The sequence below is a fragment of the Azospirillum canadense genome, from assembly GCF_025961225.1.
In the GTDB taxonomy this organism is placed as follows: Bacteria; Pseudomonadota; Alphaproteobacteria; order Azospirillales; family Azospirillaceae; genus Azospirillum; species Azospirillum canadense.
On sequence record NZ_JAOQNG010000010.1, the window covers coordinates 1,752,501 to 1,766,425 of the forward strand.

General features: G+C 69.5%; 11 protein-coding genes (1 of these 11 only partly in view). 6 read left to right on the forward strand and 5 right to left on the reverse strand.

Annotated elements, in window-relative coordinates; translation table 11 throughout:
* From M2351_RS43825 to M2351_RS43835, 3 genes are all read left to right on the forward strand, one after another.
* Window positions 1–951 carry the 3' portion of an exonuclease SbcCD subunit D gene (locus tag M2351_RS43825; RefSeq protein WP_264662213.1) on the forward strand. Its footprint begins 297 nt before the window's first position, so 951 of the gene's 1,248 nt are visible here — the last part of the coding sequence; the start codon falls outside the window, past its left edge; the stop codon is at window positions 949–951.
* Window positions 951–4,736 carry an AAA family ATPase gene (locus M2351_RS43830; RefSeq protein ID WP_264662214.1) on the forward strand — a complete coding sequence of 1,262 codons (3,786 nt, stop codon included), beginning with the start codon at window positions 951–953 and terminating at the stop codon, window positions 4,734–4,736. The genes M2351_RS43825 and M2351_RS43830 overlap by 1 nt, the downstream gene beginning before the upstream one ends.
* A gap of 166 nt (window positions 4,737–4,902) precedes the next feature.
* Window positions 4,903–5,250, forward strand: a complete 348-nt coding sequence (locus M2351_RS43835; RefSeq protein ID WP_264662215.1) for a hypothetical protein — start codon at window positions 4,903–4,905, stop codon at window positions 5,248–5,250.
* A 47-nt stretch (window positions 5,251–5,297) separates the two neighbouring features.
* Here the strand turns inward: M2351_RS43835 and M2351_RS43840 are convergent, their stop codons facing one another.
* Window positions 5,298–6,533: a trypsin-like peptidase domain-containing protein gene (locus M2351_RS43840; protein ID WP_264662216.1), complete on the reverse strand. Its 1,236-nt coding sequence runs from the start codon at window positions 6,531–6,533 to the stop codon at window positions 5,298–5,300.
* 216 nt (window positions 6,534–6,749) lie between these two features.
* On the opposite strand from M2351_RS43840, the gene M2351_RS43845 reads away from it, so the two are divergent.
* A complete protein-coding gene (locus tag M2351_RS43845; RefSeq protein ID WP_264662217.1) occupies window positions 6,750–7,622 on the forward strand; it encodes a BON domain-containing protein in 873 nt (290 codons plus the stop codon).
* A gap of 91 nt (window positions 7,623–7,713) precedes the next feature.
* Here the strand turns inward: M2351_RS43845 and M2351_RS43850 are convergent, their stop codons facing one another.
* On the reverse strand, window positions 7,714–8,685 hold the full coding sequence (locus tag M2351_RS43850; RefSeq protein ID WP_149472271.1) for a replication protein RepA: 972 nt from the start codon (window positions 8,683–8,685) through the stop codon (window positions 7,714–7,716).
* Window positions 8,686–9,778: 1,093 nt separating this feature from the next.
* Here M2351_RS43850 and M2351_RS43855 point away from each other — a divergent pair.
* Both M2351_RS43855 and M2351_RS43860 read left to right on the forward strand, forming a co-directional pair.
* Window positions 9,779–10,810, forward strand: coding sequence for an AAA family ATPase (locus M2351_RS43855; protein ID WP_264662218.1), 1,032 nt, complete (start codon window positions 9,779–9,781; stop codon window positions 10,808–10,810).
* Window positions 10,800–11,678 carry a ParB/RepB/Spo0J family partition protein gene (locus M2351_RS43860; RefSeq protein ID WP_264662219.1) on the forward strand — a complete coding sequence of 293 codons (879 nt, stop codon included), beginning with the start codon at window positions 10,800–10,802 and terminating at the stop codon, window positions 11,676–11,678. Before M2351_RS43855 ends, M2351_RS43860 begins: the two co-directional genes overlap by 11 nt.
* 66 nt (window positions 11,679–11,744) lie before the next feature.
* Here the strand turns inward: M2351_RS43860 and M2351_RS43865 are convergent, their stop codons facing one another.
* The 3 genes from M2351_RS43865 to M2351_RS43875 all read right to left on the reverse strand — a co-directional run bounded on the left by M2351_RS43865 (window position 11,745) and on the right by M2351_RS43875 (window position 13,924).
* Entirely contained in the window at window positions 11,745–12,272 is a 528-nt protein-coding gene (locus M2351_RS43865; RefSeq protein ID WP_264662220.1) for a mismatch-specific DNA-glycosylase, read from the reverse strand.
* A gap of 40 nt (window positions 12,273–12,312) precedes the next feature.
* The gene (locus M2351_RS43870) at window positions 12,313–13,029 is read right to left on the reverse strand and encodes a YoaK family protein (protein WP_264662221.1); all 717 of its coding nucleotides are present in this window, start codon (window positions 13,027–13,029) and stop codon (window positions 12,313–12,315) included.
* A 295-nt stretch (window positions 13,030–13,324) separates the two neighbouring features.
* Window positions 13,325–13,924, reverse strand: a complete 600-nt coding sequence (locus M2351_RS43875; RefSeq protein ID WP_264662222.1) for an ANTAR domain-containing response regulator — start codon at window positions 13,922–13,924, stop codon at window positions 13,325–13,327.
* Window position 13,925: the final 1 nt, after the last annotated feature.

Below are 13,925 nucleotides of genomic sequence, written 5' to 3' on the forward strand. Positions count from 1 at the left end.
AGGGAACTGGGGGTGCATGTGGTCGGTGGGTTGCCGTTCGGGGAGGACGGCGCCTTCACGCCAGACCGCCTGCTGTTTCCCCTGCGTGATGAGGCGGGACGCGTCGCAGCCCATTGCGTGGCGGTGCCTTACCTCCGCCCCGCCGATTTGCCGCCCGCGGAGACCGAGGACGCTACCGATCCTTTGATCGAGGGCGTTCGCCGTATTTACGCCGCGGCCATCGACGCTGGCCGGCAGCGGTGCCGGCCGGGAGAGGCGCTGGTCCTGACCGGTCACTGCTATATGCGCGACGGGGCGCTGTCGGAGCTGAGCGAGCGCAAGATCCTCGGCGGCAACCTGCACGCCCTGCCGGTGGACGTCTTTCCGGAGGACGCCGCCTATGTGGCGCTGGGCCATCTGCACCGCGCGCAGGCGGTGGGCGGGCGCGAGGGGGTGCGCTACAGCGGGTCGCCGCTTCCGCTGGCGATCGACGAGGAGTCCTATCCGCACCAAGTCGTGCTCGCCGAGATCGCCGACGGGCGTCTGGTCGCGCAGGAGGCTTTGCGGGTGCCGCGCTTCGTCACCGTGCAACGCGTGCCCGGCGGCGGCCGATTCGCTCCGCCGGAGGAGGCTCTGGCTGCCTTGCGCGCACTGGAGCTGGAAGATGGCCTGCCGCGCGAGGCTTGGCCGTTCGTGGAAGTGTCGGTGGAGCTGGCGGAACCGCGCCCGGCGCTCCGCGAGGAGGTCGCGGCGGCGCTGGCCGGGCGTCCCGCGCGGCTGGTGAAGCTGGCGGTGCGCCTGACCGGCCATGGCGAAGCGCTGGCCGAGACGGCCCCGCAGATGGAGTTGGCGGACCTTGCCCCGGAGGACGTCTTCCAACGCCTCTACCGACGCAGCCACGACGGAGACCCCGACCCGGCACTGCTCGCCGCGTTCCAAGAGTTGGTGACCACCGTGCAGGAGGGTGCGTGATGCGAATCCTCGCGGTGCGCGGCTGCAACCTGGCCAGCCTGGACGGCAGCTTCGCCGTCGACCTCGACCACGGCCCCTTGCGGAACGCCGGCCTGTTCGCCATCACCGGCCCGACCGGGGCGGGCAAGAGCACCATCCTCGACGCACTGTGCCTCGCCCTGTTCGACAAGATGCCGCGCCTGCCGGACGGGCGGGGCGTGCAGTTGGGCCGCGACGGCGACCCGGACGCCATCCTGACCACGGACGTCCGCACCATCCTGCGGCGCGGCGCCGGGTCGGGCTGGGCCGAGGTGGACTTTGTCGGCATCGATGGTTCCGCCTACCGGGCGCGCTGGGAGTTGCGGCGGGCGCGGCAGAACGCGCGCGGGCAGCTTCAGAAGCAGGCGATGAGCCTGTCGAGCCTGGACGGCACCAAGCGGTTCGGCGACGGCAAGACCAGCGTGCTGGAGGAGATCGCCACCCGGCTGGGCCTCAGCTTCGAGCAATTCCGGCGCGCCGTGCTGCTGGCGCAGGGCGACTTCGCGACCTTCCTCAAGGCGCCAGCGAGGGAGCGGTCGGCGCTCCTGGAGCTGTTGACGGGAACCGAGATCTACTCGCGCCTGTCCATCGCCGCGCACGAGCGCAACGTCGCGGAGCAGCGCGCGCTGGAGGCGCTGGAGGCGCAGTGCGACGGCATCGGCGTGCTGGGCGAGACCGAGCGCGCAACCCTGGAGACCGAGGCCATCGCCGCGACCGTAGCCGTCCACCGGGAGGAAGCGGCGCTGGACGTCGCGCGCGCCGCCGTGGCGTGGCACGAGCGCGACGGCCAACTGGCTGCCTCGGAGGCGGCGGCCACGGCCCAAGCAGTGGAGGCCGACCGGGTCTGGCAGGAGGCCGAACCCCGCCGGCGGGAGGCCGCCCTGCTGCGCGGGTTGCAGCCCTTGCGCGCCCTGCTGGCCGAGGCCGACCGGTGCGCGCGGGAGTCCGTGGACGCGCGGGACGCCCTGGCGCGCGCCGAGGCCACGGCCGCGGAGACGCAGCAAGCGCTGGAACAGGCCGCCGAACGGCACGCGGAGGCGCGGGCGGCCTTCGAGTCGGCCTGCCTCGCCCAAGAGGAGGCGGACCCGGACATCGAGCGCGCCGCCGCGCTGGACGCCCAGATCGCCACCCTATCGTCGCAGACCGGGGAGGCGCTGGCCGACGTCGAGCGGGCCAAGGAGCGGGTCGCCGTCCTGGCGAAGGAGGGTTCGGCGTTGCAGGTGGCGCTGGACGCCGCCCGGCGGGACGCCGCGGATCGGGAGCGCTGGCTGGCCGATCAGGCGCCGTTCGCGCCGGTGGCCGAGCAGTGGGCGCGGTGGGACGCGCTTCTGGCCCGCTGCGGCGACACGCTGCGGGCACACCGCGACGCGGAGGACCGGCAACGCCGCTGCACGAAGGATGCCGCAGCGCATGAGGACGCACTTGTCCGGAAGGGCGAGGCGCGCACGGAGGCGCAGGCGAAGCGCGATGCGGCGCAGGCGCGCGTGGCCGCGCTGCGCGCCGAACCGGTGGTCGCGCTCGACGACATCCGCCGCCGCCGCACCGCGTTGTCGGAGCGCCGCGACGCGCTGGCGGCGCTTGCGCGCTTGGCCGAGGGCGCTGGCCGCGTCGCGACGCAGATCGCCGAGGCGGAGGCGGAACACAGCCGGCACGGGGACGCGGCGGCCCAGTCCGACGCCCTGGCCGGAGAGGCCCGGGCGGCGCTGGACCGGACCAGGGCCGTGCTGGGGGAGGCCGAGGCCACCTTGCGCCGCCTGCACCTGGCGCGCCGCGAGGATGTGAGGACCCTGCGGGCGCAGCTGGTGGAGGGCGACGCCTGCCCGGTCTGCGGATCGACTCAGCATCCTTGGGCGGACGCCTCTCCACTCGCCCAGCTAGCCGACGACCAGGAGGATCGCGTCGCCGCCCTGCGCACGGAAGTGACCGATCTGGTGAAGGCCCATGGCGCCCAAGAGGCCTCCGCACGGTCCGCGCGCGAGCGGGTCGCCGGTCTGGAGCGGACTCTCGAGTCGCTGCGGCGGGAACGGCGGGACCTTTTGGACCGCTGGACGAACCGTGCAAGCGAAGCGGATCTGCCCGTCGAACCGGCGGTGGAGGAGGTCGTCACGCGGCTGGCCACGGTGGACGCCGAACGGGCCGAGGTCGGCCGCGACGAGGCCGTGGCGCTCGACCACAAGGGACGGTTCGACGCCGCCATTGAGGAGTGCCGGGCGCAGGACGCCGCCCTGGCCGACGTCAACCAAGCCATCGAGGCGCTGACCCGGCAGCGCGACGCGGCCCGCCACGCCGTGGATCTCGCCACCGCCGCGCGCGACCAAGCCGCGCGCGGCCTGGAGGACGCTCGGACGGAACTTGCGGTGCCCTTCGCGGCGCTTGAGGGGTGGGAGGCGGCGCTCCGCACCGATCCGCAGGCGCTGCGGGTTGCAACCGGCGCACGGGTGGTGGGCTTCCTGGCCCAGCGCGAGGCGCACGCCAAGGCCGTCCGCGACGGCGAAGCCCTGGACCGGCAAGTCGCCGCCAAAACGGTGGAGTCCGACGGCGCCCGGCACGCGGAGGACACCGCCCGTCGGCGCGCCGACGGCTTGGCCGGCGAACTCCGCGCCCTGCGTGAAGCCCGTGCCGGCCTGCTCGGCGGCCGGGCGGTGGCGGACGTGAAGAAGGAGCTGGCCGACGCGCGCGTGCGGGCTGACGCTCTGGTGAACAAGGCCACCATCGCCCGGCAGGACGCGGTGGGCCGGCTGTCGGCCGCCCGGCAGGACCACGCCACGCGCAGCGAGACCGCACGGCGGTGCGCCGACGCGGCAGGTGCCGCAGCGGCGGCCCTGGCCGATGCGGCGACGACGCGCTCGATGACGGTGGAAGAGGCCCGCGCACACCTCGCCCGCGGCGAGGAGTGGCTGACGGCCGAGGAAAAGGCGCTCGCCGACCTCGGCACGGCGCAACGCGACGCGGCGTTGCTGGCGGCGGAGCGGACCCGCCTGCGGGAGGAGCACCGGGCGACCAGCGCTCCCGCCGGCACCGCTGAGGAGGCCGCGATGGCCGTCGCCGTAACCTCCTCCGTCCTGCAGGAGGCGCGCGGGCGGCTGGGCGAGGCGCAGGCGCGGCTGCGCGCCGACACGGAGAACCGGGCGCGGCTCGTCGACGTGCTCCACAGGGTGGAGGCGCAGCGCAAGACGCACGCCCTGTGGGCGACGATGGCCCAGCTCATCGGGTCCCGCGACGGCATGAAGTTCCGCAACTTCGCGCAGAGCCTCAGCCTCGACCTGCTGCTGGTGCAAGCCAACCGCTACCTGGGGGATCTCGCCCGGCGCTACCGGCTGGAACGGGTGGCCGGGGCCGACCTGGAGATTCAGGTGGTGGACGGCGAGATGGGCGACGAACGCCGCGGCGTGCACAGCCTGTCGGGCGGCGAGATGTTCCTGGTATCGCTCGCCCTGGCGCTCGGCCTGTCGGCCATGGCCGGAGGCAGCGGCGGCGGCGGGATCGGCACGCTGTTCATTGATGAGGGGTTCGGCACGCTCGACCCCGACAGCCTGGACCTCGCTTTGTCCTGCCTGGAAGCCTTGCAGGCGACGGGGCGGCAGGTCGGGGTGATCAGCCACGTGCCAGCGCTGGTGGAGCGGATCGGCGTCCAGGTCCGGGTGATGCCGCTCGGCGGCGGGCGCAGCAGCGTTTCGGTGACGAACGGGACCATGGCCGGCGCCGCGGTGGCGACGGACGGCACGGCATCCGGGCCCATGGAGCGGGAGGCGCTTCTGCCGCTGTGATCGGCACGGGCGCACTCACCGCCGACGCGTCAATCATGGCGTGCCGGTGGCGATCGTCATGGCCAGTTTCGTTGATGCGCCGGAATTTGCGCAACCATTCGCCGCAGAAATGCCGCACTCGCCTCCGACGCTGGGCGCAGGACGTCGACGAATCGGGGAATGCGCCATGAAACGTGTGGTCGCGTGCGGCATTGCCGGGCTTGCGCTGGCGTTGCCTGGGTGCATGACCGCACCACGGGCCGGCCTGCCGCTGAACTACGGCAACGGTGCCGGCAGCGAGCATGGAAACTACGCCGCGGAACGGGACGGCGAGACGCGCGGCTCCTCTGGGGAGCGCTGCGTCGTCTTCAACTGGGATCGTCCGCTCACCCAGGATCTCGTCGTCCGCCTGCGGTCCGCGTCCTGCGAGTCCCGGGAGCACCCGAACTGGATGACCAGCACGGAGCTTGCCCGCACCGTCATCCCCCTGTCGGAAAGCAACCTGAGGGACGCGGCCGCGCAACCGCGCCCATAGCGGGCCCCTTCGGCGCGGTGCCGGCCGGTCCCGGACGGCCGCCGCCCTCAGGCTAGGCGGAAGGCCAGATAGCTGTCGGTGCCGACTTGGCCCGGCATGGTGACGATCGACCCGACCGCCTTTCCGGTGAATGTGATGCTGGCGTCGATGGTCCCGTTCCGGTCGAAATCGATGTGCGCGGTGGCGCCCTCGAAGCCGGGGGTTCCCTTCATGGCTTCCCAGGTGATCGTCGAGACGCCTGGGCGCCAGCCCCAGGCGGTGGCCCACTCGTTCGGTTCGAAATCGGTGATCGTCGACCAAGTCACGCCGCTGCCGCGTCCGTCGACGAAGAAGGTGTCGGTTCCGGCCCCTCCGGTCAGGAAGTTCGAGCCCAGGCCGCCGTCAAGGACATCGTTGCCACCCTTCCCATCGGCCGCGTCGTTGCCGTCGAGGAGGTTCATGAAGTCGCCGTTGTCAGTTCCGCTGACCGACTCGTCCGACTTTGACCCGATGTACTGGTTCTTGAGCGTGGTCACCGTGCCGACATAGAGGTCCATCTGGACCTCCCGCGACGAGACGATGTCGCTCACCAGCGCCGTCCGTCCGTTGGTCTGCGCAGGCACGCTGGCGTTGATGAAGCTGTCGTTCGCCGTGATCGCCGCCTTCAGCCAGCTGGCCTGCCCGCCGAGCGAGGTCGCCGCGATCGCGGTGGACACGATGCCGATGGCGAAGGGTCCGCTGCCATTGTCGTAGAAGATCGGCCCGCCGGAGTTGCCGGGATTGATCTCCAGATCCGCGTTCACGTAGTAGACGGAATCGACGCTCGATTTGCGGACGGTTCCGGCGTCGAAAGTCTCGTGCCGGCCGTACTTCGCCGGAAACCCAAGGACGCCCACGCTGCCGCCGGCGAAATTCCAATCGATGCCGAAATATCCGTAGGTGTCGCCGATCGGGTCCGACAGGGTCAGCAGCGCCGCGTCGATCTCCGACCCGGCCTGCGTGTTCCGGTAGAAATCACCGCTGATCAGCTTGCCGTCGGAGTCCGGGTCGAAGTTCGTGAAGAACTGCGCCTTGGCGACGCCGTAGGATTTGTTGTCCGATTTCGTGGGGTTGTAGGACGGGTAGATCTTGATGCTGCTGGGCTTGCCGCCCAGGCTCGCGTTGTACACGACGTGCGACGCCGTGACGACATCGTTGCGCCCGACCAGGAAGCCGGATCCCGTGTAGGTGACCTTCCCCCAGGTCGCTTCGATGTAGACGACGGCGCGCGCCGGAAACTTGTCATCATCGATCGAGCTTGTCATCGGCGCCCCGCCTGAAACGTTGCCTTCTGCGCGGCGCGTATAATGCGCGGTTGAACCGCCGTCGGACAACTCAATTCCGCGACGAGTGTATGTGTGTTCTCGGGGCCGGCGGGCTGGGTAACGGCGGCGCGGTGAAGGAACCGCCCTCGCCGAAAGCATGTTGACCGGATGGTCGCCGAACGGGGCGGCCTTCGCACCTTTTGGAGGGGGTGTCACATGGCACGCGACGAACGCTGGTGGAGGAACGACGTTGAGGAGCGCGGCTGGAACCGGGGAGAGCGCGACGTGCGCGACCTCGGCCGGCACCGCGATTATGGGCGCGACATGCTGAACGACATGCGCCAGTACGCGCGCGGAGACCGCGACCGCTGGGGTCAGGACGAGTGGCAGCGCGACGATCGGGGGCGCGACGACAACAGGCGGGAAGGCTGGGGACGCGGTGATTTCGGCCGCATGGGCTACGACCGGTCCGACTACGACTACGGCCGCGGTGGCCATTACGGCGGCAACCAGCGCAGTGGCGACCGGGGCTTCCTGGAACGGGCCGGCGACGAGATGGCGTCCTGGTTCGGGGACGACGATGCGGAGCGGCGGCGGCGCATGGACGCCTGGCGCGGCGATTCGGGTGCCCAGCACCATCGGGGCCGCGGACCCAAGGGCTACACCCGGTCCGACGAGCGCATCCGCGAGGACATCAACGATCGCCTGACCGACGATCCCTACCTCGACGCCTCCGACATCGAGGTGACGGTCAGCGGTTCCGAGGTCACCCTGTCCGGCAGCGTCGAGGACCGGCGCGCGAAGCATCGGGCCGAGGACCTCGCCGAATCCGTGTCCGGTGCCCGCCACGTGCAGAACAACCTGCGCGTCCGCCAGATGATGGGTGGAATGATGGAGTCGGGCGTCCCCGACGCCGCACTGGGGTCCGCCGCTTCCACCACCAGGACCAGTTCGGCGGGGGTATCGGGATCCATGTCCGGAGCGGGCTCGCGGGATGCGTACGACACGCGGACGACCGGTGTGGTGGGCGACATGAACGCGCCGGCGACCCTGCGCACCGCCGACACCGATTCGATCACGCGGCGCTGATCGGGGCGCTGACCACAGCGGCGGAAGCGATCAGCGACAGGGCATTGGCAGGGTGGCGGCTCTCCACCGCCCTGCCGGCTCCCGTACGGCCTCAGCCTCGGACGGGGCGCAGCACCAGATGCTTGTTGGAGGGAACGGCCGGGGCCGACGGGCGCAGCACGAGGCCCTTGGAGGTGGGCTCGATGTTGGCGTCCGGATAGACGGCCATGACGTCCTTCAGCGCTTCCTTCAGGCGGAAGGCGAGCACGCGGTGTTCGCTGACCGAGCCGAAATGCTGCGACAGGGCGTGCCAGGGCACCAGCGTCTGCTTGTCCAGGCGATGCAGGCGGTGCACCAGCCAGACATAGGCGTCGAGCGCCAGCGCCGAGTTCTTCAGCTTGGCGATGGCGTGCTCGTCCAGCGGAACGGCATGCTCCATCAGGTGCTCGAAGAAGCTCTGGGTCAAGCGCACGAACCGCACCCATTCGCCACCGGTGCGGAAGAGGTCGGGCGTGTCCTCCTCGTCGCGCCACAGCTTGATGCCGTCGATCAGGCGCTGGTCGGAGATCTCCGCCGTGGACGGGCCGGTGGTCGTGCGCAGCGTGAACTCGCTTCGGGCGATTCGCAGCACCTGCTCGCGCACCGGCTTGTAGTTGCCGCGCTCCCCACCCGTCGGCGCCAAGCCCAGCCGGCGCAGCCACGCGCTCATGCTCGGCCCCAAGTCGACGTGGGCGCTGCGGGTCTTGCGCGCCTCGGTCTGCAGGTAGATCATGATCAGGCGCGCCTTGGCGCCATAGGGAACGCCGACGTCCAGCACGGTGCCGTCGCGCAGCGGCAGGATACCAGGGCGCACGACCAGCTGGTACTTGCCGTTGTTGCGGACCCAGGGGGCCGTCTCGTCCTTCGGCTTGCGGTGCGGCAGCGACGCTTGGCAGAAACCGGCGTGCAGGTACCCGATCGCGTCCATCTCGTTGGACAGCGCCTCGTGAGCCATGATCACACGGCGGCGCTCCTTGGGGTCTTCGGTGCGGGCCAGAACCGCCTCGAACCCTTCCAAGGTCAGCTGCTCGTGGATTTTCGCCATGGACACCCTCCGGCCTCTTTCTGTCACGTTCCCGTCATTCCAGAGAACACAAAATGTGGTGGCTGTGAAGCGCGTCCATCCCAAGAATCGCTGAAGTCGCAACGGAACGTGCAGATTCCGATTCAACTTCAGCGATGAGCCCCGGGGAAGGGCCGTCGGAGCCTCTCCCGCCCCGAGCGGACAGCAGGGCCGGATTGGTCGTCCAGCCCGCAACGCGCCCGCCGGACGGTCCGCCGGCGTTTCAAAATCAGCGTTGGCTCCGCCAACCCTGCCTGGAACCGGCCCGCGGATCGGCGTCTGTCCACAGGTCCACGGCGTTTTCCACGCTGAGTTGGAATCGCGCCGGACGATTCCAGCCGGAACGGCTCGCTGACTCCGCAACGAAGGGCGCGCCGAAGTCGCAACGGGGACTCGCTCATCCTCGCTGAAGATGAGTCGCAAAAGGCGGTTATCCACGCTGAACTCGCAACCATGTCCTATATGAGTCCCGATAGATTCCCCTGTTAGACCAGTCGCACGGGCGTTGGCGCGACCCTCTTTCGCTGAAAACGCAACGTTTGCCGGTCACGGACCAGCGATCGGAGGTCCAAGGGGCTTTTCGGGCTGTCACAGGGCAGTCCTAATTCCGCCGATTCCGTCGCTGAGTTTGAAACGACGACGACTCGGATCCAACGCAGAATTGGTAACGCTCGACTCGAAAGTGGTTGGTTTTCCAGGGCTTAGGCGACTCGCCGAGTCTCGCGCTGATTTTGAAACAGGCCCGAAATTCAGCGAATCGGGACAGCGCGCAGAATTTGCAACATGAGAATCCAGGCGCATCAAGGCCCGACTCGGGATGGTCCACCCGAACCAACGCTGAATTGGTAACGCGGGCGAATATGGGCACACCACCACCCTAATCGGAGCGATTCAGCAACGGATAAACCGGACACCGCCGACCGCCGGTGATCGGGCAACTCCTATGACTTGCGTCCCATACGACGTCGCATGAGCACTGGGCTGCGGTGCAATTGACGCAAGCCGACACGCTTCGTCTTGACCAGTTGCGTCACGTCAGTAAAAAGGAATGAACCAGATCGAAGCCGGAGGCCCGATGAACGGGGAAGAACTGCGCGCCATCCGCGAACGGCGCGGTGAGGATCAGTTGAGCTTTGCGACATGGCTCAATGGCGCGCTGAACCGTCGCTACGACCGGTCGCGAATCAGCCGGTGGGAAAGCGGGGCGGAGCGAATCCCCCAGCAGGTCGCCGGATTCCTGGCCGGCCAGGGTGGCATGGCCGCAGTGCCCCAAACCGCCGGCGGGCTCGCCGCCGGGCCGAAGCTGCGGCGGGCGGTGGTGGCCGTGGCGAATCAGAAGGGTGGCGTCGGCAAGACGACGACGGCGGTCAACCTGTCCTACGCGCTGTCGACGCTGGGGCTGAAGGTCATGCTGCTGGACAGCGACCCCCAGGGCAACGCGACCGTCCACATGGGCCTCGACCCCGGTGAGATCGAGACGCACCGCAAGGGTCTCTATAATGTGGTGCGCGGCGGCGCGTCCTTCGACAGCATCCTCCAGCCGGTGTGCGGCGGAATGGTGATGCTGGCACCCTCCAGCATCGGGCTCGCCGCGGCAGAGACGGAGCTGGTGGCGGAGCCGGACAACTCCCTGGTCTTGAAGGAGAAGCTGGCCGAGGTGCGGAACCGTTACGACGTCATCGTGATCGACTGCCCGCCCAACCTCGGCCTTCTGACCATCAACGCGCTCGCCGCCAGCGACCTCGTGCTGATCCCGGTGCAGACAGAGGTGTTCGCCGGGCTGGGCGTGCCGCTGCTGCTGGAAACGATTGCCAAGATCCGGCGGCGTTCCAACCCGTCGCTGAACATCTTCGGCATCCTGCCGACCATGTTCTCCTCCCGCTTGACGCAAGATCAGGCGAGCCTGCGCGAGATCCAGGAGCATTACGAGGGGCGCACCCGTGTGCTGCCGGCCGTGCCCCGCGCCACGCTCTTCGCCCAGGCGTCGGGCGCCGGCCGCCCGGCCATCGAGGCCGACCCGAACTCCAACAGCGTGCAGGCCTACGGCGAACTCGCCCGCGAACTGGCCGCCCACCTTCAGACTGCGGAAACCGCCCATGTCTCGTAAGCTCGAACGGACCAGCACCCGCATTTTCGACAAGGCGGCGCAGCGCGGCGGCGACGCCCTGTTCGGGCTGTCGGCCGATTTCCCGCGCCTGATCGAGGTCGATCTCGACCGTGTGCACCCGAACCCGGACCAGCCGCGCCGTCATTTCGACGAGCAGGCGCTGCAGGAACTGGCGAACTCCATCGCCCGGCACGGGCTGAAGCAGCCGGTCCTGGTGCAGGACATCGGCGACGGCGACTACCGCCTGATCGCCGGGGAGCGGCGCTTGCGCGCCTGCGGGCTGGCCGGGCGCCAGACCGTCTTCGCCATCGTTACCGACGGCGACCCGGACGAGCTGGCGCTGATCGAGAACATCCAGCGCGTCGACCTTGACGCCATGGAGCTTGCCCGCGCCTTCGCCCGGCTGATCGAGCGGCACGAGTACACGCACGAAGCGCTGGGGCAGGTGATCGGCCGCAGCCAGGCGGAGGTGACGCGCACCCTGTCGCTGCTCCGCCTGCCCACCGAAATCATCGCTGAATTTGAAACGCGCTACCGTTCGGTGCCCAAAAGCATCCTGACGGAGATCGCCGCGGTGGACGACGCCGCCACGCAACGCCGCTTGTGGGACGCCGTGAAGGACGGCGGCACCGTCAAGGCGCTGCGCGAGGCGAAGAAGGCGCAGGCCGGCGGCGCTGAGCCCGCGAAGGCGGAGGCCAAGGACGCGCCGCCGCCCGTCGTCCGCCTCGTGTCGGCGGTGCACAAGATCGCCAAGGACTTCTCATCCGTCGACGTCGGGGACCTGCGCGCCCACCGTAAGCAACTTGACGAGGCGCAATGGCAGGAACTGCGCCGCCTCCACGCCCTGTTGGACGAGCTGTTGGCCTGAACTTTTGGCAACGCTGAATTTGTAACGGCGCCCGCTGACGTCAGCGCTGAACGTCAATAGCGGGCGTCAAGCGCGGGCGCCGTCGATCACCCGCCGCACCTCACAGAACCAGCGCAGCTTCTCGGCGAAGGGCAGCCGGGCGAGCCCGCTTGGCGACGGCAGCACGACGTCGATCGGGCCGTTGAACAGGCTGGTCGGCTGCATGCCCCACTCCGCCCAGTCCACATCCGCGGCGGCCAGATAGACGCCTTTTCCTGTGTAGGCGATGACGCGCGGCCGCAGCTCGGCGACCAGGGCGCGCAGGCGCGGCACGCCGCCGCGCAGTTCCGCCCGGCTGAGATCGGCCGCGCTCGTCGTGGCCCGCGCGACGAGGTTGGTCGATCCAAGCCCGAATTCCGGAAGCAGCCGGTCCTCCTCCGGCCGGAGAAGGCGCGGCGTCAGCCCGGCCTCGGCGAGCAGGCGCCAGAATTGGTTGCCGCGGCCGGCGTAATTGTGCCCAAGCGCGCCGGAGCGCGTGCCGGGGTTGAAGCCGACGAACAGCACGTCGAGGTTCGGTGCGACGATATCGGGAATGGGGCCTTCGCTGGGTTCCATGGACGCTCGCAGGGCAACGCTGAATTTGAAACGCCGGAGGTTACGCGGCGGCCCGCCACTGGGTCACGATCACTGGCGCGGCGAAGCCGGCGAGGATGAGCGCCAACGTCACGAACAGCATCGGCCCGCCGACGCTGTAGCCCAGCACGCCGAACACGCCGCCGCCGAAGAAGGACAGGACAGTCGGCACATGGGTCTTCAGCTTGTCGATCGTGCTTCGAACCAGCTCCGGGTCGGTCCGGTGGCCGGGGACGTCCAGCAGGTTGCCGAGTTCGATGCCGATGTCGGTGATCATGCCCGTGACGTGGGTGGTGCGGACGCGGGCGTTGGAGATGCGCGTCACCACCGCGTTCTGCAAGCCCATCAGGAAGCTCAGACCCATGACCAGCGTCGGGCCGCGCAACTCGTGCAGCCACAAATCGGCGGCGCCCAGCCCGGCCAGCAGCACCGCTTCCAGGAACACGCTGTAGGCGTAGATGGCCGACAGGCCGCGGCGGTGGCCGGCGTTGATCAGCAGGGTGGAGACGACCGCCCCGGCGACGAAGGTGCCCACCACCGCCAGCGCGACGCCGAAGGCGCCGAGGTTGCCGAGCGCCAGATGGTCGGCCATGGTCGAGACGGTGCCGGTCATGTGCGACGAATAGAGCCCAGCGGCGTAAAAGCCCGCGGCGTTGAGCGCGCCGGCGATGCCGGCCAGCGACCAAGCGAGCTTGCGGTCCGCCGCGGTCCCCCGGTGTTCACCCTGTCGGATCAGCATCCTGGCTTTGCATCCCCTCTGCCCTGGTGGTCGAGAATCATAACCGACGCAGGCCGACCCGGGGCAGGAGGATTGTGAGGCCCATTCCTTCTCCCCTCCGGGGAGAGGGCTTGAAGAGAGCCGCTTGTGGCGAGTCTGGGGGTCTGGCACACTGTTGTGGCTTCAAACCCCTAAAGCAATGTCCGGTGCGTGGCGCACAGATGATGCCTTACAGGTGTCGGAAGCAAACTTACCATTCCGTATCATCTTCAGCGTAAGCCCCTGAAACAAAAGGCTTCGCCGTACGCCCCCGGCGTCAGAACTCGATCTGAGACGCCGTTATGATGCTCTGGGCGATGTCGGCGATGCGGCGGCCCTGGCGCATCGCGGCCTTGCGGAGCGCAGTGTAGGCCTGCTCCTCGGTCAGGGACTTCTGCTGCATCAGGATGCCCTTGGCGCGCTCGATCAGCTTGCGCTCGGCGAGCTGGGTGCGCGCTTCGTCGCGTTCGCGTTTCAGCGTTTCAAAAGCAGCGAAGCGCGACAGGGCGGTGTCGACGATGGGCCGCACGCGGTCGGGGCGCAGCCCGTCCACCACGAAGGAGGCGACGCCGGCCTCCACCGCCGCGGCCGTGACCCCGGGCTCGGCCCGGTCGGCGAACAGGACGACGGCGCAGCCGCCGGACCGGGCCAGCCGGAACAGACCGTCCAGCGTGGTGCGGTCGGCGTCGCCCAGTGCTGCGACGACCGCGTCCGGGGCCAGCGCCGCCGCGCGGGCGGTCAGGTCGGCGAATCCCTCCACGGCGGTGACCCTGATGTTACCGGTTCCCGACACCCCCTCCGTCAGCCCCTCCACGAGCGGGCGCGTGCTCGCGGAGTCGGGGCCGGCCACCAGGATGCTCAGGGTCTTGTTCGCCATG

What these genes read in the sequence shown, in the direction of transcription:
- M2351_RS43840 (WP_264662216.1), bottom strand. Translation starts at nt 6,533, where the DNA reads ATGACAAGCTCGATCGATGATGACAAGTTTCCGGCGCGCGCCGTCGTC.
- M2351_RS43875 (WP_264662222.1), bottom strand. Translation starts at nt 13,924, where the DNA reads ATGGCGAACAAGACCCTGAGCATCCTGGTGGCCGGCCCCGACTCCGCG.
- M2351_RS43845 (WP_264662217.1), top strand. Translation starts at nt 6,750, where the DNA reads ATGGCACGCGACGAACGCTGGTGGAGGAACGACGTTGAGGAGCGCGGC.
- M2351_RS43835 (WP_264662215.1), top strand. Translation starts at nt 4,903, where the DNA reads ATGAAACGTGTGGTCGCGTGCGGCATTGCCGGGCTTGCGCTGGCGTTG.
- M2351_RS43850 (WP_149472271.1), bottom strand. Translation starts at nt 8,685, where the DNA reads ATGGCGAAAATCCACGAGCAGCTGACCTTGGAAGGGTTCGAGGCGGTT.
- M2351_RS43855 (WP_264662218.1), top strand. Translation starts at nt 9,779, where the DNA reads ATGAACGGGGAAGAACTGCGCGCCATCCGCGAACGGCGCGGTGAGGAT.
- M2351_RS43865 (WP_264662220.1), bottom strand. Translation starts at nt 12,272, where the DNA reads ATGGAACCCAGCGAAGGCCCCATTCCCGATATCGTCGCACCGAACCTC.
- M2351_RS43860 (WP_264662219.1), top strand. Translation starts at nt 10,800, where the DNA reads ATGTCTCGTAAGCTCGAACGGACCAGCACCCGCATTTTCGACAAGGCG.
- M2351_RS43830 (WP_264662214.1), top strand. Translation starts at nt 951, where the DNA reads ATGCGAATCCTCGCGGTGCGCGGCTGCAACCTGGCCAGCCTGGACGGC.
- M2351_RS43870 (WP_264662221.1), bottom strand. Translation starts at nt 13,029, where the DNA reads ATGCTGATCCGACAGGGTGAACACCGGGGGACCGCGGCGGACCGCAAG.